Below are 19,067 nucleotides of genomic sequence, written 5' to 3'. Positions count from 1 at the left end.
AAACCGGTGCTGGCATCAGGACGATGAGGTGAAAAATACAATGGAAATAACGAAAGAAACGACGGTCCCGATGAGCAACATACATTTGCTCGGCGTGAAGAACTTCTTGTTCTGATTGGCTTTATAAGCCTTGAGTAATAACCACAGCATCACGATGCCAATGATAATAAATATTACGCCACCTGATATACTCGCGACTGGAGCCATATAAGTATCCTTCTCGTCGGTAAAATTTAATTATAGCTCAGCATCAGAGAAGCGTTTTTGAAGCGAATATTAACGTTCATCGGCAATACTGGCATCAGACGATATGACATGCCCGGCCTGCCGCAGCGTCCGGTTCAGACTGTACTGAAGCCGCCGATCAAATGTATAATATCCTGCCGCGATAATGACATAGCGGAATTACCGTTTTTGCAGTGACTTAAGTGAAATAAAGCGTTTAATAAATGGGTTTTTATAAAATGGCGTTCAGCCTCAGATAATAATCACACAATACCTAAGGGAATTAAATGAAGTTTCTTCAAACTCTGCTTTTCATGCTGTCAGTGGTGATTACCGGACAGGCCAGTGCGGCAACAACCACCCTGACCGATGTACTGGGAAATAAAATAACCTTAAATACCCCGGTAAAAAGAGCGGTATTAGGTTTCTATTTTGAAGACTATATGGCGGTTGGCGGGGAACAGGCATTTGACCATATTGTCGGTATCTCCCGCGAAGCCTGGCATGGCAAAGTCCCGGCGAACTGGGATATGTATATTAAACACCGTCCCTCCATTGCCGACATCCCGGATATAGGCGAAATCGATCTGCATAACGTATCACTGGAAAAAGTGATCAGCCTGAAACCGGATGTGGTCATTTTAGCCAGCTGGCAGTATGCCGCCCTGAAATATGAAGTCACGCAACTTCAGAGTCTGAACATCCCGGTTGTGGTGCTCGACTACAATGACCAGACGGTGGAAAATCATGTGAAATCCACGGAAATCATCGGGATATTAACCGGTCAGACTGAGCGCGCGCATGAGCTTGCTCAGCTTTATAAAAATAACATCACGCTGATTGAAGACCGGATCAAACAGGCAAATCTGCCGAAGCCAAAAGTCTACATTGAGTTTGGTAATAAAGGTCCGGCAGAGTATTCGTTTACCTATGGCGAAAATATGTGGGGCGTGATGCTGCGTCTCGCGGGTGGTGAAAATATCGCGGCGCCGTTTGTTAAACAGTGGGGCGAAATTAACCCTGAGCAGTTGCTGGTCGCTAAACCGGATGTCATTTTTATTTCCGGCCGGGAAAATAATAAGGTCGATACCGCATTAGAAATGGGTATTGGCGTCAATGAAGCCACGGCGAGAAAAAAACTGAACGGGTTCGCACATCGTGACGGCTGGAGTTCATTACCGGCCATTCAGAATGAGAGACTCTTCGGCGTTTATCAGGGCGCATCGCGCACGCTGGTAGATTTCACTATGGTGCAGTTTATTGCCAAATCTCTTTATCCGGATTTATTTAAGGATATTGATCCGGTGAAAAACTATCACGATTATTACACGAAATATCTGCCTGTTGTGCCGGTGGGAACCTTTGCGTTATCGGCCAGTGCTGAGCAGCAATAATTGTTTCTGATAACCGATCGTTGCTGTTAATCCATCGCCGCGATACGTTGCGGCGATGAGTCAGTCATCTCGTGGGATGCGCCATATCGCCGCGTACATTTTCAGTGACCGCGAATTAAAAGGGATGAATTAAAAGGTATAAAGCACTGCCAGATTAAAGGTCGTCCCGCCGCGTTTTTCCACTATCGGACTGTCGGCTGCTTTATCGTTCAGCCAGGTGTAATCCGCACTGACCAGACCGCTCCAGTTCGGGGTTAACTGATGGCTCCAGGTCAGGCTGCTGTCCACGCCATAGAATCCTCCGGCGGCCTGATAAGCCCAAAAATGACTGCGACTGCTTTGCTCGCGGCTTACACCATAAAAGGTATTCATGTAGCGCCGGTCGCCAAAGAGCGCCGCCGACTGGAGCGCGACGGTGTCCGTATCATTCTGAAGCGGGAGTAACGTTACGGAAGTCTGATAATGCACGCCTTGCCCGTCGGTCAGCGGCAGGGTCGCTTTGCCTTCAAAAGACAGCCACGGTGTGGCTGACCAGCCCACGGCAAGGGCCGTGTTGGCGGTCGCATCAATGTGCCCCATACCTTTGAGTTTTGTCGAACCATCCCGCCACGTGGAATTTTTGTCCGTGCGTCCGAGGCTGTATCCCAGCGTATGTTCCAGATACAGGCCGTTATCCGTCTGCAAGTCATAGCCTATGCCTTTGAGCGAGTCGAAGAAAAACGCTCCGTCCCGCGCCTGAATAACCGGCGCAACCAGCCAGTTACGCTCACCGGAACCACTGTAACGCGGCGCGTTCTGCGCGCCCATTCCCACCGTGAAGGTGGTCGCTGGCGGAGTGTCATCGGCCAGTGTTTTAAGCACTGTCGCGGACAGGGCGAAACAGGTAATGTGCAGTATAAGTTTTCTGGATATCATGTAATTCCTCATCACCCAAACGTATGGTTCGTAGCGGATTGCAGCCGCGCCTGAAACCGAAGTATGAAGAGGCAGTGTCAACAAACTGTCGGGGATTTATGAAGAAACCGTCAAGGCGACAAACATGCAAACAACACGAGTCCTGATCATTGAAGACGATGCCGATGCGGCAGACGTTCTCGATGCCTATTTACAACGTGAAGGGTATGAGGTGCAGATTGCGGGCGACGGCATTTCCGGGCTCGACAAAGCATTGCGCTGGAAACCCGATCTGGTGCTGCTGGATGTGATGCTGCCGGGCATGAGCGGCACCGACGTGCTGGCGACCCTGCGGAGGGAAACCCGTACACCGGTGATTATGGTGACGGCGATGGGCGATATGCCGGACAAAATTGGCGCGCTGCGGGAAGGTGCCGATGACTACGTGGTTAAACCTTATAATCCCGGCGAAGTGGTGGCGCGGGTACACGCCGTGCTCCGGCGCACTGCATCCGGTGAAAAAGATTCAGCAACGCTGCGCTGGCAGGCGCTTGAGGTGGATGTTGATGCGCTTACCGCCGCCGTCAGCGCCCCGGCGGGTGAAAACCGCTATCTGGATTTAACCCCGACCGAATTCAGCATTCTGAGCACGCTGATGCGCGCCCCGACGCGGCCATTTTCGCGCCAGTATTTGCTTGAGCAATGCCTGCCGGAAAGTGAGGCGCTTGAAAGGGTGGTCGATACGCATGTCTATAACTTGCGTAAAAAGCTTGAATCAGCGGGCATCCTGAATGTGCTAGTCAACGTCCGCGGCGTGGGCTACAGGTTCAGACAGCCATGATCCGCTTACACTATCAGTCTTTATGGCGCTGGATCTGCGTGCGCATTCTGACGCTCGCCATCGGCAGCGTGGTTGTGATTGCGCTGTGTATGTGGCTGCGGTTTGTGATCGAAAACCTGTGGGTTTTGCATCATATGTCTCCTGCGATGCGACAGGAGTTTGAGGTATTGCGCAATAACCCTGAACTCAATCTTACGCGTTTTCATGAGATTGTGGATCTGGGCTGGGGAGCGCGTTACTCGGATCCTTCTATCGCGTCAGCTGACTGGATCATGGTCGCCATTCTGGTGCTGGTGGTCATTCCGTTTATCGCGATTTTGGGATTAAAAGCCGCGCGGCCGCTTTCCTCGCAGTTTAGCCGTCTGGCGCAGGTGGCCCGTGCGGTAACCAAAGGGGATTTCAATACTCAGGCTGAACCGGTGAAAAATGCCCCCGCAGAACTGGTGCAGTTCACCGATGATTTTAACGCCATGATGCTGCAACTCTCGCGCTACGAGCGTGAGCTGCGGGCATCGCATGTCGCGATGGCGCATGAGCTGCGTTCACCCCTGACGGCAGCGGTCGGGCGGTTGCAGGGGATGCTCGACGGCGTATTTCCGCCGGAGCCACGCCAGTTGCAGATGGTAATGAAACAGCTTCTGCACCTGAACCGTCTGATTGACGAACTGCATCTGCTTTCTCTGGCGGATGCCGGTCAGCTGAATCTGAGCAAAACGCCGCTGGATCTCACTGAACTGTTGCGCGAACGGGTCGCGTGGCTGAAACCGCAGTCTGCGGAGGCCGGTTTTGACATCCTCCTCACAACTGAGACTCCTTGCCGTTATGTTGGCGACCCGTTCCGTCTCGGGCAGGTATTTACCATTCTGATGGAAAATGCGCTGCGTTACGCACTGGAAGGGCGGCGTCTCGACATCACGGTCAGGCCGGAAACCGGCGGTTATGAGATAGCGTTTCGGGACATGGGTCCGGCAGTCGATGACCATTTTCTGCCCGTTATGTTCGAGCGTTTCAGCCGGGCAGAATCTTCCCGCGCCCGACATTCCGGTGGCAGCGGCCTTGGTTTATCCATTGCCCGCGCGATTTGTGAAGCCCACGGCGGGCGGATCAGTGCTGCGAAAAATGCGGGGGGCGGTCTGACCGTGACCGTCAGTTTACCTGTGCCGGAAAACGGACAATAAAAAAGACCGCGTCTTGACGGTTCCTTGATGAAATATCACGGGAATCTGGACAGTCAGTGGATTGAATAGCGATATCTCAATTCAGGACGACTGTTATGACCGTGACTTTGACTGATTATGTGCGCCACGCGGTGCGTCATCTACACCCCTGTATTTGCCTGGCACCTCTCATCCCCGCAGCCTGTCTGCTGGTCCTGACCGTGATACTGACGGGCTGCGGGGATAAATCCCGTAAGCCCGCAGCCCCCGCACGCCCCGTCCGTGTGGTGATCGCCCCTTTACCCTCGGCATCCGCCACCGAGCCCCTGACCGGCGAAATCCGCGCTCAGGAAGAGGTGACGCTGGGGTTCCGGCTGGACGGCCGGGTGCTGAGCCGCGCTGTCGATGTCGGCGATCCCGTGGTGGCCGGGCAGGTGCTGGCAACGCAGGAAAGTGGCACCAGCCGTAATCAATTCAACAGTGCCCAGGCCGATCTGGACAGCGCGCGGGCGGCAGAGCAGGTGGCTGCGCTGGATCTCAGGCGTATGCAGCTGCTGATGCCGGGTGGCGCTATCGCCCGCACTCAGCTCGACAGCGCGCAGTCTGACTGGCAGGCCGCCCGCTCGCGACGTCTGAGCAGTGAGGATTCACTGAAAACCGCGCAGGAAAACCTTTCCTGGGCGCAGCTTACGGCGCCAGCGGAGGGCGTGATCACACAGGTCAGTGTGGCGGCGGGACAGGTTGTCAGCGCCGGACAAACCGTGATGACACTTGCGTCGGGCCGCGGACGTGACGCGGTTTTCGACGTTGCCAGTCCGCAGTCCCTTTCTCAGCAAACCGGCGGCACTTTCAATGTCTCACTGCTTTCTGACCCGTCGGTTGTGACGACGGGACATTTACGCGATATCAGCCCGCAGGCCGATCCGCAAACCCGCACGTGGCGCGTTCGCCTGACACTCGATAATCCGCCGCCCGCGATGGCGCTGGGCGCCAGTGTTCAGCTTTCACTTGTGCATGCCGGTAAGCCGGTGATCGCGTTACCTGCTTCTGCGCTGACCCGCGCCGGTGGCAATCCGGCCCTTTTTATCGTCAATACCCAAACACAGACGCTGCATCTGCGCCCCGTTGTTTTAGAGGGTTACAGCGCTTCAGACATCTTTATCTCTTCTGGTCTCAGCCCCGGTGAAAAGGTGGTGATCGCCGGAGTGAGTCAGTTGCGTGAAGGCGAGAAAGTGCTGCCCGGTGAGAGTGCCGGATGAATCAGCGCCCCTCCTTACGTACCTTTAATCTTTCCGCCTGGGCGCTGGATCATCAGTCCCTGATGGCCTTTTTCATGCTGCTATTAATGACCGCAGGGGTCATCAGTTATGAGCATTTACCGCGTAATGAGGATCCGGCATTCACTATCAAAACTGCCGTGGTGACCGCCCGCTGGCCGGGGGCTGACGTGGCGGATTCGGTCAGCCTGATGACGGATCCGCTGGAGAAAAAATTACAGGAAACGCCCTATCTGGATTACGTCCAGAGTGAAACCCGCGCCGGGCAGTCGGTTATTTTTGTTAATTTGCGCGATGACACACCGCCTGCCGCCGTGGCGGGGATCTGGTATCAGGTGCGTAAAAAGATGCAGGACATTGCCCCGTCGTTACCCGCAGGTGTGCAAACCAGCGTGAACGATGAGTTCGATGATACGTTTGGCACGATTTATGGTTTTACCGCCGAGGGCTATACGCCGCGTGAACTGCGCGACCGGGTAGACGATATCAGCCGCAGTCTGATGTCTTTGCCGGACATGGGTAAAACCAGTCTGCTGGGTGTGCAGGAGCAGAATATCGTGATTGCGTTTTCGCCCGCACAACTGGCGGGAATGGGGCTGGATTTACAGCAAATTACCGATGCGCTGAAAGCGCAAAACGCCGTCGAACCTTCGGGTGTTTTGCGCAGCGACCGTGACAATATCGCCTTACGGGTGAGCGGTGCGCTGACGACGGAGCAGAGTCTGCGCGCGGTGACGCTGCATATCGCCGGGCGCTACATTCCGCTGACGGACGTCGCGACCATCAGCCGCCAGGATGCCGAACCGCCGTCACCGGTCTTTCGTGTCAACGGTAAACCGGCTATCGGGCTGGCTATTTCCATGGCGGCCAACGGCAATATGCTTTCTTTCGGCAAGGCGCTGAATGCGCGGATGAACGACATCAGCGCCAGACTGCCGCACGGCATTGAAATGAGTAAAGTCGCCGATCAGTCGGCAGTCGTTTCGCAAGCCGTCAGCGGCTTTATCCGGGTACTGATCGAAGCGGTAGTGATTGTTCTGGCTGTCTCTTTTGTTTCGCTCGGCACCCGCGCCGGGCTGGTCGTTGCTGCCGCCATTCCGGTTGTGCTGGCGATGACATTTACCGGTATGTTGCTGGCGGGAATTGGCTTACAGCGGATTTCACTGGGAGCGCTGATTATCGCGCTGGGGTTGCTGGTCGATGATGCCATGATCACCGTCGAGGCGATGGTATCGCGCATTGAGGCCGGTGAGTCCAAATGGCGTGCGGCAACGTATGCTTTTGAAACCACAGCGTTCCCGATGCTGACCGGCACGCTGGTGATGATCGCTGGTTTTATTCCAGTCGGTTTCGCCGCCTCCAGCGCCGGTGAATATTGCTACTCGTTGTTTGCGGTGGTGTGTATCGCGCTGCTGTGCTCCTGGCTGGTTGCGATTCTTTTTTCTCCGCTGATGGGTTTGTGGATCTTGCCTGTAAAACAGGCTTCACAGGGGGAAAAACGCAGCCGGCTGATGGGGTTGTATCAGCGCCTGCTGAATCAGGTACTGGCGCACCGCGGAATGACGATCGGTGTTGCCTGTCTGCTGCTGGGGCTGGCGGTGTATGCAACGACGTTTATGCAGGGCGAGTTTTTTCCGGCATCTGATCGCCCGGAACTGCTGGTAAGTCTGAGTTTGCCAGCTAACGCGTCGCAAGCGGAAACCGCCCGGCAAACCGCGCGGCTGGAGCAGGCGTTGCAGGGCAATCCTTATGTCGATCACTTTTCCAGCTACGTCGGATCCGGCGCGGTGCGGTTTTATCTGCCGATGGATGTGTTACTGAATGACGAGAACACCGCGCAACTGGTGGTGGTCGCGAAAAGTCTGGATGACAGGGATAAGCTGAGTGCGCAGCTGGACGCGCTCCTGGTCCGGGATTTCAGCGATATCATTACCCGCGTTTCGCCGCTGGAACTGGGGCCGCCGGTGGGCTGGCCGGTAAAGTATCGGGTCAGCGGCCCCGCTTATGACAACGTCAGGCAGATCGCGCAGCATCTCGCCAGCGTACTGGGAAGCAGTCCGCTGACCCGCGAAGTGAATCTGACCGCCGGAGAACCGGAGCGGCTCATCACGTTGCAGGTGAATCAGACTGCGGCGCGGGCGGCGGGCGTCTCCTCAGAAAGTCTGGCGGCATTGCTCAATACCGTATGGTCAGGCAGCGTCGTTACCACGGTCAGGGATAAAAACCGGCTGACCGATGTGGTTCTGCGGGCTAATGATCGTGAGCGGCTGGAGGTGGGCACGCTGTCGGGGCTGATGATCACCAGCGCAACGGGACAAAAAATACCGCTGAGTCAGGTTGCCACGCCGGTCTGGGGAATTGACGATCCGGTGGTCTGGCGGCGTCAGCGCCTGCCGTTTATCACCGTACAGACGGATTTAGCCGCGGGGCTGCGGGCAGAAGCGGTTTCACAGCAGCTTGCCCCTTTGGTTTCCAGCCTCCGTGCTTCGCTGCCTGCCGGATATCAGATTGAGGAGGGCGGAGCGGTGGCGGAATCAGATAAAGGCAACAGTTCGGTGTTCGCGGTGTTACCGGTCACCTTACTGATTATGATGACGTTGCTGATGATTCAGTTGCAGCGTTTTTCCCGCCTGTTGCTGGCGTTATTGATGGCGCCTTTCGGTCTGCCTGGCATCGTGCTGGCGATGCTGCCGACGGGTACTCCGATGGGATTTGTGGCTTTGCTGGGCATTATTGCTTTAGCAGGAATGATCATCCGTAACGCGGTGATCCTCATCAGCGAGGCCGATAACAATGTTCTCGCCGGTATGCGTGGCGATGAGGCAATCAAAGCCGCCGCCGTTCACCGGTCACGCCCGATCCTGCTGACAGCCTGTGCGGCAATACTCGGGATGGTGCCGATTGCTGAGCAGGTTTTCTGGGGACCGATGGCATACGCCATCATCGGCGGATTGCTGGTCGCCACTTTCGTGACGCTTACCGTATTACCGGCTGCCCTGAGTCTGGTGATGCAACGCGAGAAAATCCCGGGAGAGAAAATGTAATCCGTCAACCACCGCTTTCCCGTTCTTCGGGCTGCTTCAAGGTAAATTTTAACGCAACACGATATATTGCCCGCTTGTTGGATTTTGGACACTTTGGGAATGTACGAGTTTAATCTGGTGTTGCTGCTGTTACAGCAGATGTGCGTGTTTTTGGTGATCGCCTGGCTGATGAGTAAAACGCGGTTATTTATTCCGCTGGTTCAGGTCACGGTGCGCCTGCCGCACAAGCTGTTGTGCTATATCACGTTTTCGATTTTTTGCATTATGGGCACCTATTTCGGGCTGCATATCGAGGATTCTATTGCCAATACCCGTGCGATCGGCGCGGTGATGGGCGGATTACTGGGCGGACCGGTGGTCGGCGGATTAGTCGGCCTGACCGGCGGCATCCACCGTTATTCGATGGGGGGCATGACGGCGCTGAGCTGCATGATCTCCACCATCGCCGAGGGATTACTAGGCGGCCTGATCCACAGTGTTTTAATCAAACGCGGACGCATCGATAAGTTATTTAATCCGCTGGTGGCCGCTGGCGTCACCTTTGTGGCCGAAATTGTGCAAATGCTGATCATCCTGCTGATTGCCCGTCCGTTCACCGATGCACTCCATCTGGTCAGCAGTATTGCCGCGCCGATGATGGTGACCAATACGCTCGGTGCCGCCATGTTTATGCGTATTCTGCTGGATAAGCGGGCGATGTTCGAAAAATACACCTCGGCGTTTTCGGCAACAGCGCTGAAAGTCGCGGCCTCGACGGAAGGTATTTTGCGGCGCGGATTTAACGAAGAGAACAGCATGAAAGTGGCGCAGGTGCTGCTGAAAGAGCTGGATATTGGCGCGGTGGCGATAACCGATCGCGAGCGATTGCTGGCCTTTACCGGCATCGGCGACGACCATCATCTGGTCGGCAAACCTATTGCTTCTGACTATACCTGGCGCGCCATCGAGAACGACGAAGTGGTGTACGCCGATGGCAACGAGATGCCTTACCGCTGTTCGCTGCATCCCAGCTGCAAACTGGGCTCGACGCTGGTGATCCCGCTGCGCGGCGAGAATCAGCGGGTGATCGGCACCATCAAATTGTACGAAGTGCGAAACCGGCTGTTCAGTTCCATCAACCGTACATTGGGCGAAGGCATTGCCCAGCTGCTGTCGGCACAGATCCTTGCCGGTAAATTCGAACAACAAAAAGCGCTGCTGGCGCAGTCTGAAATTAAGCTGCTGCACGCGCAGGTGAATCCGCACTTCCTGTTTAACGCCCTCAATACGCTGATGGCGGTGATCCGCCACGACAGCGATAAAGCCGGGCAACTGGTGCAGTATCTCTCAACGTTCTTTCGCAAAAATCTCAAACGCTCTTCCGAGATTGTCACGCTGGCGGATGAGCTGGAGCATGTGAATGCCTATCTGCAAATCGAGCTGGCACGTTTTTCGTCGCGTCTGAACGTGGATTTACAGGTGCCGGATGCATTGTCTTTTCAGCATCTTCCGGCCTTTACTCTGCAACCGCTGGTGGAAAACGCCATAAAACACGGCACATCCCAGTTGCTGAGCAATGGCAATATCATCATTCGTGCTTACAGTGAGGGGCAGACAGTGATCGTCGAAGTGGAAGATAACGCCGGTTTGTATCAGCCGGAAGAAAGCGGTGACGGATTAGGCATGAGTCTGGTGGACAAGCGCCTGCGGGCGCGTTTTGGCGATGATTTCGGCATTACCGTCAATTGTAAACCGGATGATTTCACCCGTATTACGTTACGTCTGCCAGCGGAGGGCGCGCCATGTTAAGAGTGCTGATTGTCGATGATGAGCCGCTGGCGCTGGAGAATCTGCGCTTACAGCTTCAGGATGAAAGCGATATTGAAATTGTCGGCGAGTGTACCAATGCCATTGAAGCGATTGGCATGATCCACAAAATCCGTCCTGACGTGGTGTTTCTGGACATTCAGATGCCGCGCATCAGCGGGCTGGAAATGGTCGGTATGCTCGATCAGCAGCATCGCCCGCACATCGTTTTTCTGACCGCCTTTGAGGAATATGCGGTGCAGGCGTTTGAACAGTGCGCCTTTGATTATCTGCTCAAACCCATCCAGACGCCGCGTTTACAAAAAACGCTGGCGCGTTTGCGGCTGGGTTTTCAGGAGCAGGATGTCTCGCAGTTACCGCAATACCAGCAGCCGCTGAAGTTTATCCCCTGTCTGAGCAGCAACCGGATCTGGTTGTTGCAACTGGAAGATGTGGCATTCGTCAGCAGCCGCATCGGCGGGGTGTACGTCACCGGACAGGATGGCAAAGAGACATTTACGGAACTGACCTTACGCACGCTGGAAGTCCGTACGCCGTTGTTACGTTGTCACCGGCAGTATCTGGTGAATATGGATTATCTGAAGGAAATCCGCCTGGAAGATAAAAATCAGGCGGAGCTGTTACTGCGTGATGGTCAGGTCGTGCCGGTCAGCCGTCGCTATCTCAAATCGCTGAAAGAGACGGTGGGGCTGTAAACCCCGCCGGTTTTTCTTTTGATCAGATCAATCAAGCCGGTCGCAGCCGGGCAAAAGCTTCGCGGATTTCGGTTTCAGGCAATTGCATACCGATAAACACTAACGCACTGCGCGGGGTTTCATCCGGCTGCCACGGGCGATCCCAGTCGGCGCTGTACAGGCGCTGAACGCCCTGAAACAGCAGGCGGCACGGCTGATCTTCTATCCACAACATCCCTTTGTACCGCATCAGGTTGTCGGCAAAACTGGCCAGCAGTTCTTCCATCACCGCGGAAATGGCGGTCAGCGCCACCGGATAATCCAGCTCCACCACAATGGAGGAAACCGTGTTTTGCTGTGGCGCGACGCGATGGAACAGCGGTTTTGCGGCGACCACGTTTTCTTCGAGCATAAATCCGCGGGTATCAAACAGCAGTGCCGGATCGATATCGCCCTGAACCATTTTATATACCGGCGCACGGGCATTAATACGTTGCAGCCGTTCTGCCAGTTCCGGGCATTCACCGGATACATCCGTTTTGGTCAGCAGGATGCGGTCGGCATAACCAATCTGCGACTGCGCCAGCGGGAACTGATCCAGCTGCGACATGGCATGTACGGCATCCACCAGCGTGATAACGCCGTCTAAGACATAACGTTCACAGATGACTTCATGGGCGAAAAACGCCTGCAGGATCGGGCCGGGATCGGCCATGCCAGTGCATTCAATCATTAGCCGGTCAAACTGCACTTCGCCTTTATCCACGCTGTCGAGCAAATCCAGCAGCGCCGCTTCCAGCTCGCCCGAACGGGTGCAGCAAATACAGCCGTTGGATAAGGTGGTGATGCGCGTGGCGCGATCGCCAATCAGCTGGTTGTCGATGGGCATTTCGCCAAATTCATTCTCGATCACCGCAATTTTTATCTCTTGCTGCGTATGCAGAATCTGGCGTAAAAGCGTGGTTTTTCCGGCACCTAAAAAACCGGTTAATACTGTGACTGCAATCGGTATCATGTTCGCTTTCCTCTTAACTACGGTGCTCTTTTTAACTTCAGCTACTTCTCAACTAAAGCGCCCTCTTAACAACAGCGCATTCCGCCTTTCCCGTCGCCGCCATAACGCGCCTGCTGGCGCTCGCGGAAAAACTCCTCGTAGGTCATCGGCGTGGTATCCGGGTGGTTGGTCTGCATATGCAGAACGTAAGTGTCGTAATCCGGTATGCCCACCAGCATACGCGCGGCCTGACCGAGGTATTTCTTTGCCGCACCTAAGTTGTCAAACATACGTAATCCTCTGAATTATTTGGAAAAGCCCCGCGTGTGCGGGGCTTTCTGGTAAACGGTTAGTGCCCGGAGGAGATTTTAATCCCTTCCGCAGGAACCGGCACATAAGGTGTTTCCTTATCGGTCCGCTTGTCGGTTTTACGTGCCTGAAGGCAGGCGCGGATACCGTAGAAAATGATGCTGTACACCACAATCAGGAACAGAATACTGAGCCCGGCGTTGGTATAGTTGTTGATCACAATATGATGCATATTGCTGATTTGTTCCGGTGTCAGGTTCTCGCCGCCAGCAGAAATGCGTTCTTTGTACTGACCGGCCATGTAGAAGAAGCCTTCCATCTGCGCATTGGTGCTGAACAGTTTCAGACCCAGCGCCCAGGTAGTACAAATCAGTAACCAGATGGCAGGCACCATGGTGACCCAGATGTACTTCGTGCGTTTCATTTTCACCAGTACTACGGTGGCGAGGATCAGCGCAACGGCAGCCAGCATCTGGTTCGAAATCCCAAACAGCGGCCACAGACTTTTCACGCCGCCCAGCGGATCGACCACGCCCTGATACAGCAGGTAACCCCACAGCCCGACGCAGCCTGCGGTACCAATAATCCCGGCGACCAGGGAGTCAGTTTTTTTCAGGAACGGCACAAAGTTACCCAGCAGATCCTGCAACATAAAGCGGCCGGAGCGCGTACCCGCATCCAGTGCGGTCAGGATAAACAGCGCTTCAAACAGAATGCCGAAGTGATACCAGAAGCCCATATCCGCCAGTGGCATGATCTTGTGGAACACATGCGCAATACCTACGGCAAGCGTAGGTGCGCCACCCGCACGGTTCAGCACTGACGGCTCACCGATGTCTTTCGCCGTTTGCATAATCTGCTCAGGCGAGATCACAAATCCCCATGAACTGACGGTTGCTGCCGCGTGCGCTGTAACATCTTTCAGCTGCGCCAGAATCATCGGTGCATTATCGCCGCCCAGTTCGTGCAGGTTTGGCATGGTGATGCCAAGCCCGGCTGGCGGGGTATTCATCGCGAAATACAGACCCGGTTCAATGATGGATGCCGCGACCAGCGCCATCACCGCCACGAAGGATTCCATCAGCATCGCGCCGTAACCGATAAACCGTGCATCGGTTTCGCAGGCCAGCAACTTAGGCGTGGTGCCGGAGGCAATCAGCGCATGGAAACCGGACACTGCACCGCAGGCAATGGTGATAAACAGGAACGGGAACAATGCGCCTTTCCACAACGGACCTGTACCGTCGATGTACTGGGTCAGCGCAGGCATTTTCAGTTCCGGATTGAGGATCACGATACCGATCGCCAGCCCGACGATAACGCCGATTTTCAGGAAGGTTGCCAGATAATCACGCGGCGCAAGAATAAGCCACACCGGCAGCAGGGCGGAGACGAACGCATAACCAATCAGCGTGAAGGTGATGGTGGTGTCTTTGAACGTCAGCGCCGGACCCCAGAACGGGTCGCTGGCGATAACGCCGCCGAAATAGATTGACGCGACCAGCAGGACAACGCCAATGACCGAGATTTCACCCACGCGTCCTGGCCGGATAAAGCGCATGTAGATGCCCATAAACAGCGCAATCGGCACCGTTGAACACACCGTAAACACGCCCCACGGACTTTCCGCCAGCGCTTTCACCACGATTAACGCCAGCACCGCCAGAATAATAATCATGATCAGGAAGCAACCGAACAGCGCAATAGTGCCCGGCACCGGCCCCATTTCTTCTTTGATCATCTCACCCAGAGACGCGCCGTTACGGCGTGAAGAGATGAAGAGCACCATGAAGTCCTGCACCGCACCGGCCAGAACCACACCGGCCAGCAACCACAGCACGCCCGGCAGATAACCCATTTGCGCGGCGAGCACCGGACCGACTAACGGACCGGCACCGGCGATGGCGGCAAAGTGGTGACCGAACAGCACGTTGCGGTTGGTCGGCACATAGTTCAGGCCGTCGTTGTTGATCACCGCAGGCGTGGAACGGGAAGGATCCAGCTTCATGACCTTTTGCGCGATATACAGACTGTAATAGCGATAGGCCACCAGATAGACCGACACCGAGGCGACGACTATCCATAATGCGCTGATGTGTTCACCCCGCCGCAGGGCGACGACGCCCAGACAGCAGGCACCGAGGAGGGCAACAAGCATCCACGGTAAGTGTTTGAAGAAGGTTTTTTTGTTCATAAATAACCCGGTTATTTAAAAAAACTCACGAAATGCCCGTCTCTGTTTTCTTTATTAAGCACTGCTTTCAGAGAGGCTGGGCCTGTTTATTGCGTATTTTTCTTGCGCACTTTTATTGCCCGTATAGGGTGCCAAAATCGCAGTTGTACAGGCGGGAAAGTTGGTCAGCGGTCACAGAGAGAGATAAGCGGTTGTCAGGCGGGATGAGCGGTTGAGGGGGGCGATTAAGGACGTGAAATCTGTGAGTTAGGTCACGTAGCAATCCTGTCAGAAGGTCAGGACAGCAGAGTAACTTTTGTGGCACCGTCGTGTTTTGACAGGTAAATTATTCATTTGCTAAATGATCCGAGGGATCAATCAACACATTCAGGGAGTTTTTATGAAAGGTAAGTTTCCGCAAGGTTTTATGTGGGGCGGGGCAACGGCGGCCAATCAGGTGGAAGGGGCATACGATCAGGATGGCAAAGGGCTGTCCATCGTCGATGCCATTCCGGGCGGCAAAGACCGTCTGAAGATCGTTTCCTCACCGGAATTTGATTTTACCCTTGATCCCGCAAACCATACGTATCCGAATCATAAAGGCATCGATCACTATCATCGTTTTCAGGAAGATATCGCGCTGTTCGCGGAAATGGGATTCAAATGTTACCGTTTTTCTATCGCCTGGACACGCATCTACCCGAACGGCGTTGAGCAGGAGCCTGAGGAAGCCGGGCTGAAGCATTACGATCAGGTGATTGACGCCTGTATCGCGCACGGCATTGAACCGGTGATCACCATTTCACACTATGAGATGCCGCTGCATCTGGCGACCGCGTTTGGCGGCTGGAAAAACCGCGAACTGATTGGTCACTTCGAGCGTTTTGCCCGCACGGTGCTGACCCGCTACGGGCATAAAGTGAAGTACTGGATGACCTTCAACGAGATCAACAGTGCGGCACATTTCCCGATCATGAGTCAGGGGCTGATGGTGCAAACCGGCGCGCTTGAGGCGCAGGCGAAGTTCCAGGCGTGGCATAACCAGTTTGTCGCCAGCAGTCTGGCTGTCAAAATTGCCCACGAAACCAACGCGCAAATCCAGATCGGTTGCATGATCCTGTTTGCCACCAATTACGCTTATGACTGTAATCCGGTCAATCAGCTGGAAACCCTGAAAGAGACTCAGGCGTTTAATTTCTACTGCGCCGACGTGCAGGCGGGCGGTAAATATCCGTATTACGCCAAAAGCCTGTGGCAATCGCAGGGCGTCGAACTGGATATTCAGCCGGGTGATGTAGAGCTGATTAAAGAACATACGGTGGATTACATTGGTTTCAGCTACTACATGTCTTCGACCATCAACAAAACCAATCCTGACGCGGTTACAGCACAAGGTAACCTGCTCGGCGGCGCGCGTAATCCGTTCCTCGAAGCCAGTGACTGGGGCTGGGAAATCGACCCGGTCGGTCTGCGGATTGCCCTTAATCAGCTGTACGATCGCTATGAAAAACCGTTGTTCATTGTTGAGAACGGACTGGGCGCCGTCGATAAGCCGGATGAGAACCACTACATTGCCGATGATTACCGTATCAACTATCTGCGTCAGCATATTGAAGCCATGGCGGAAGCGATTGAAGACGGCGTGGAACTGATGGGCTACACCCCTTGGGGTTGTATCGATCTGGTGAGTATGTCCACCGGTGAGATGAGCAAGCGTTACGGTCTGATTTATGTCGACCTCGACGATAAGATCTCCGGCACCGGTAACCGGTATCGCAAGAAATCGTTCCACTGGTATCAGAAAGTGATCGGAACGAACGGGGAAGATATCAGCTGATATTCTCCCGTCAGGCCTGAAACAGTCCGGGTGATGCCCGGACTGTTCTTAATGTCTGTTCATTGACGGGCGATTATGAATTAACGCTCGATTTTCAGCGCTTCCATAACGAGTGAAAATGCCGGCGAATGTTGTTTCCTGCTGGGATAATAGAGGTAATAACCCGGGAACGGCAGACAGTAAGGTTCCAGAAAGCGTATCAGACGTCCTTCCTCAATATGGGGAGCAAACTCCTCCTCGGGTAAAAAAGCCACACCCAACCCGGCTAAGGCTGCGTCGACCATGTGGGCCGACGTGTTAAACGTCAGTTGCCCGTCAACACGCACGTTGACCGGTCCCTCATCATTATCGAACTCCCAGATATACAGCCCGCCCGACGTCGCCATCCGCATATTCATGCAGCTATGTTGCAGCAAATCTTGCGGAGTCAGGGGGATGGGGTGTGAGCGCAAATACTCAGGCGAGGCTACCGCGGCCATGCGCAGCTGAGGGGTTAGCGGCATGGCAATCATATCTTTATCTATGGTGTCACCCAGCCGCACACCCGCGTCAAACCTGTCAGCGACAATGTTGCGAAAACCGTGGTTGGCATCGAATTCCAGTTTTATCTCGGGATATTCGCGCAGCAATGCGGATAATTTCGGTAACAGAATGGTTTTGAGAACGTGCGGGCCGCAGGTGATACGCACCGTACCCGCAGGCTTGTCACGCATCTCTGTCAGCATGTCCAGTTCCGCTTCAATCTCATCAAAACGGGTGCCGATAGCCTGCAATAAACGCTCGCCTGCTGCCGTCGGCGACACATTGCGCGTGGTCCGCGTCAGTAACCGGATATCCATGCGATTTTCAAGCGCGGTGATGGTCTGACTAAGTGCGGGTTGTGTCACCCCCAGCTGCGCTGCGGCGCGGGTGAAACTGCCTTCGCGGGCTACAGTCACAAACGCAATAAGGTCATTGAAATTACGTTTCATCGCACCTTCTTCACTTTCGATTTATAAGCAGAGCTTATAGCCCCATTAAGAATTTATTAGCTGGTAAGACTATACCCGTCGTGTAGAATTTTTAGCAAGCCGGAATACGAAAGAACCGGGATAAAAACCCCTTCGTCTGATTCGATTAACCACATGAAATTACTGTTTTTATTCTCACGAATAAGACGCGGCACCGGCTTGCCAAAAATTCATCCTGCAGAACGAAAAAAGGATCACAAGTGACGACAGCAGCAGAGAAAGATTTTGTGAACCAGACTCCGGCCGCGCACTGGAACGGGGTCTGGGCGATAACGATGTGCGTATTTGCGCTGGTGGCATCCGAGTTTATGCCGGTGAGTTTACTGTCACCGGTTGCCCGCGATTTGGGCGTCAGCGAAGGGCTGGCCGGGCAGGGGATTGCCATCTCCGGTGGGCTGGCGGTGATAACCAGTCTGTCGATCTCCCGGCTGGCCGGTAACGTCAACCGCAAGGCGCTGCTTTTAGGGCTGACGCTTCTGATGGCCTTTTCCGGCGGGCTGATTGCTTTAGCGCCCGGCTATACGACTTACATGATCGGACGAGCCCTGATCGGCGTAGCCATTGGCGGATTCTGGTCCATGTCGGCCGCTGTCGCAATGCGGCTGGTTCCGCAGGATCAGGTTCCCCGCGCACTGGCTATTTTCAACGGCGGTAATGCGCTGGCAACTGTGGTCGCCGCACCGCTGGGCAGTTATCTGGGGGGCGTCATTGGCTGGCGCGGTGCCTTTTTGTGCCTCGTGCCTGTCGCGCTGATCGCCTTTGTCTGGCAGTGGATCAGCCTGCCGTCTATGGCACCGGAAAGCAGGAAAAATTCTGCAGGGAACGTCTTCCGTTTATTCAAAAATCCTTTAGTGCTGGCGGGTATGGCTGCGTGCGGGATTTTCTTTATGGGGCAGTTCGCCCTGTTTACCTATATCCGCCCGTTCCTGGAAACCGTCACACGGGTCAGTGCAGAGATGCTGTCCCTCATTTTGCTGGCGATTGGCGTCGCGGGTTTTGCAGGGACATTACTGATCGGCACGTTTCTGAAAAAGCGTTTCTATCTCACGCTCATGGTGATCCCGCTGCTGATGGCCTTCATTGCCGTCATGCTGATGGTTCTTGGCCATTCGTCCGGGATCGTGATGATTCTGCTGGCTTTATGGGGGCTGGTGGCAACGGCAGCACCGGTCGGCTGGTGGTCCTGGGTGGCAAGCACTTTCCCTGATAATGCCGAAGCCGGGGGCGGGCTGATGGTCGCTGTGGTGCAACTGTCGATTGCGCTGGGCTCGACCTTAGGCGGCGTTGCCTTTGACCATATCGGCTGGCAGAGCACGTTTATTGTCAGCGCCGCGTTGCTGGTTCTGGCGTCCGGCCTGACGTTTATCACTTCCCGCAATGACCATTGATCACACAAGTATTTTTAACCGGACGAACTGATGTCCATTCACCG

General features: G+C 54.8%; 14 protein-coding genes. 9 read left to right on the top strand and 5 right to left on the bottom strand.

Annotated features, from left to right (window positions below):
* The first annotated feature begins 512 nt into the window (after positions 1–512).
* Entirely contained in the window at positions 513–1,619 is a 1,107-nt protein-coding gene (locus ACJY2G_RS03700; RefSeq protein ID WP_431011974.1) for an ABC transporter substrate-binding protein, read from the top strand.
* A 129-nt stretch (positions 1,620–1,748) separates the two neighbouring features.
* Here the strand turns inward: ACJY2G_RS03700 and ACJY2G_RS03695 are convergent, their stop codons facing one another.
* The gene (locus ACJY2G_RS03695; RefSeq protein WP_439291284.1) at positions 1,749–2,534 is read right to left on the bottom strand and encodes a MipA/OmpV family protein; all 786 of its coding nucleotides are present in this window, start codon (positions 2,532–2,534) and stop codon (positions 1,749–1,751) included.
* A 124-nt stretch (positions 2,535–2,658) separates the two neighbouring features.
* Between ACJY2G_RS03695 and ACJY2G_RS03690 the strand changes: the two genes are divergently transcribed.
* From ACJY2G_RS03690 to btsR, 6 genes are all read left to right on the top strand, one after another.
* On the top strand, positions 2,659–3,354 hold the full coding sequence (locus ACJY2G_RS03690) for a response regulator (RefSeq protein WP_430319540.1): 696 nt from the start codon (positions 2,659–2,661) through the stop codon (positions 3,352–3,354).
* Complete coding sequence (locus ACJY2G_RS03685) at positions 3,351–4,532, top strand: sensor histidine kinase (RefSeq protein ID WP_430319541.1); 1,182 nt, start codon at positions 3,351–3,353, stop codon at positions 4,530–4,532. The genes ACJY2G_RS03690 and ACJY2G_RS03685 overlap by 4 nt, the downstream gene beginning before the upstream one ends.
* A gap of 95 nt (positions 4,533–4,627) precedes the next feature.
* Complete coding sequence (locus ACJY2G_RS03680) at positions 4,628–5,770, top strand: efflux RND transporter periplasmic adaptor subunit (RefSeq protein ID WP_430319542.1); 1,143 nt, start codon at positions 4,628–4,630, stop codon at positions 5,768–5,770.
* Complete coding sequence (locus ACJY2G_RS03675) at positions 5,767–8,832, top strand: efflux RND transporter permease subunit (RefSeq protein ID WP_430319543.1); 3,066 nt, start codon at positions 5,767–5,769, stop codon at positions 8,830–8,832. The genes ACJY2G_RS03680 and ACJY2G_RS03675 overlap by 4 nt, the downstream gene beginning before the upstream one ends.
* A 99-nt stretch (positions 8,833–8,931) precedes the next feature.
* Positions 8,932–10,620 carry a sensor histidine kinase gene (locus ACJY2G_RS03670; protein ID WP_112286554.1) on the top strand — a complete coding sequence of 563 codons (1,689 nt, stop codon included), beginning with the start codon at positions 8,932–8,934 and terminating at the stop codon, positions 10,618–10,620.
* Positions 10,614–11,333 carry a two-component system response regulator BtsR gene (gene btsR, locus ACJY2G_RS03665; RefSeq protein WP_430319544.1) on the top strand — a complete coding sequence of 240 codons (720 nt, stop codon included), beginning with the start codon at positions 10,614–10,616 and terminating at the stop codon, positions 11,331–11,333. The genes ACJY2G_RS03670 and btsR overlap by 7 nt, the downstream gene beginning before the upstream one ends.
* 31 nt (positions 11,334–11,364) lie before the next feature.
* On the opposite strand, the gene yjiA is transcribed toward btsR, so the two are convergent.
* The 3 genes from yjiA to ACJY2G_RS03650 form a co-directional block, all read right to left on the bottom strand.
* Positions 11,365–12,327 carry a GTPase gene (gene yjiA, locus ACJY2G_RS03660; protein ID WP_439291280.1) on the bottom strand — a complete coding sequence of 321 codons (963 nt, stop codon included), beginning with the start codon at positions 12,325–12,327 and terminating at the stop codon, positions 11,365–11,367.
* A 65-nt stretch (positions 12,328–12,392) separates the two neighbouring features.
* Positions 12,393–12,596: a YbdD/YjiX family protein gene (locus tag ACJY2G_RS03655; RefSeq protein ID WP_014341854.1), complete on the bottom strand. Its 204-nt coding sequence runs from the start codon at positions 12,594–12,596 to the stop codon at positions 12,393–12,395.
* A 59-nt stretch (positions 12,597–12,655) separates the two neighbouring features.
* On the bottom strand, positions 12,656–14,809 hold the full coding sequence (locus tag ACJY2G_RS03650) for a carbon starvation CstA family protein (RefSeq protein ID WP_439291278.1): 2,154 nt from the start codon (positions 14,807–14,809) through the stop codon (positions 12,656–12,658).
* A gap of 379 nt (positions 14,810–15,188) precedes the next feature.
* Here ACJY2G_RS03650 and ACJY2G_RS03645 point away from each other — a divergent pair, with 379 nt between their 5' ends.
* Positions 15,189–16,625 (top strand): glycoside hydrolase family 1 protein, encoded by a 1,437-nt coding sequence (locus ACJY2G_RS03645; RefSeq protein WP_439291277.1) that lies wholly within the window; start codon positions 15,189–15,191, stop codon positions 16,623–16,625.
* Positions 16,626–16,705: 80 nt separating this feature from the next.
* On the opposite strand, the gene ACJY2G_RS03640 is transcribed toward ACJY2G_RS03645, so the two are convergent.
* Positions 16,706–17,596, bottom strand: a complete 891-nt coding sequence (locus ACJY2G_RS03640) for a LysR family transcriptional regulator (protein ID WP_120162277.1) — start codon at positions 17,594–17,596, stop codon at positions 16,706–16,708.
* Between the two features lie 314 nt (positions 17,597–17,910).
* On the opposite strand from ACJY2G_RS03640, the gene ACJY2G_RS03635 reads away from it, so the two are divergent.
* The gene (locus tag ACJY2G_RS03635; RefSeq protein WP_439291402.1) at positions 17,911–19,023 is read left to right on the top strand and encodes an MFS transporter; all 1,113 of its coding nucleotides are present in this window, start codon (positions 17,911–17,913) and stop codon (positions 19,021–19,023) included.
* The last annotated feature ends 44 nt before the right edge of the window (positions 19,024–19,067 follow it).

It is taken from the genome of Rahnella sp. ATs2 (assembly GCF_051851855.1).
Taxonomy (GTDB): Bacteria; Pseudomonadota; Gammaproteobacteria; order Enterobacterales; family Enterobacteriaceae; genus Rahnella; species Rahnella variigena.
The sequence above is the reverse complement of the archived record's forward strand: the minus strand, read 5'-3'. Positions and strand labels throughout refer to the sequence as shown.

Coding starts and splice junctions, on each gene's coding strand:
- btsR (WP_430319544.1), top strand. CDS start 10,614: ATGTTAAGAGTGCTGATTGTCGATGATGAGCCGCTGGCGCTGGAGAAT.
- ACJY2G_RS03685 (WP_430319541.1), top strand. CDS start 3,351: ATGATCCGCTTACACTATCAGTCTTTATGGCGCTGGATCTGCGTGCGC.
- ACJY2G_RS03635 (WP_439291402.1), top strand. CDS start 17,911: ATGTGCGTATTTGCGCTGGTGGCATCCGAGTTTATGCCGGTGAGTTTA.
- ACJY2G_RS03700 (WP_431011974.1), top strand. CDS start 513: ATGAAGTTTCTTCAAACTCTGCTTTTCATGCTGTCAGTGGTGATTACC.
- ACJY2G_RS03645 (WP_439291277.1), top strand. CDS start 15,189: ATGAAAGGTAAGTTTCCGCAAGGTTTTATGTGGGGCGGGGCAACGGCG.
- ACJY2G_RS03655 (WP_014341854.1), bottom strand. CDS start 12,596: ATGTTTGACAACTTAGGTGCGGCAAAGAAATACCTCGGTCAGGCCGCG.
- ACJY2G_RS03680 (WP_430319542.1), top strand. CDS start 4,628: ATGACCGTGACTTTGACTGATTATGTGCGCCACGCGGTGCGTCATCTA.
- ACJY2G_RS03675 (WP_430319543.1), top strand. CDS start 5,767: ATGAATCAGCGCCCCTCCTTACGTACCTTTAATCTTTCCGCCTGGGCG.
- yjiA (WP_439291280.1), bottom strand. CDS start 12,327: ATGATACCGATTGCAGTCACAGTATTAACCGGTTTTTTAGGTGCCGGA.
- ACJY2G_RS03690 (WP_430319540.1), top strand. CDS start 2,659: ATGCAAACAACACGAGTCCTGATCATTGAAGACGATGCCGATGCGGCA.
- ACJY2G_RS03650 (WP_439291278.1), bottom strand. CDS start 14,809: ATGAACAAAAAAACCTTCTTCAAACACTTACCGTGGATGCTTGTTGCC.
- ACJY2G_RS03695 (WP_439291284.1), bottom strand. CDS start 2,534: ATGATATCCAGAAAACTTATACTGCACATTACCTGTTTCGCCCTGTCC.
- ACJY2G_RS03670 (WP_112286554.1), top strand. CDS start 8,932: ATGTACGAGTTTAATCTGGTGTTGCTGCTGTTACAGCAGATGTGCGTG.
- ACJY2G_RS03640 (WP_120162277.1), bottom strand. CDS start 17,596: ATGAAACGTAATTTCAATGACCTTATTGCGTTTGTGACTGTAGCCCGC.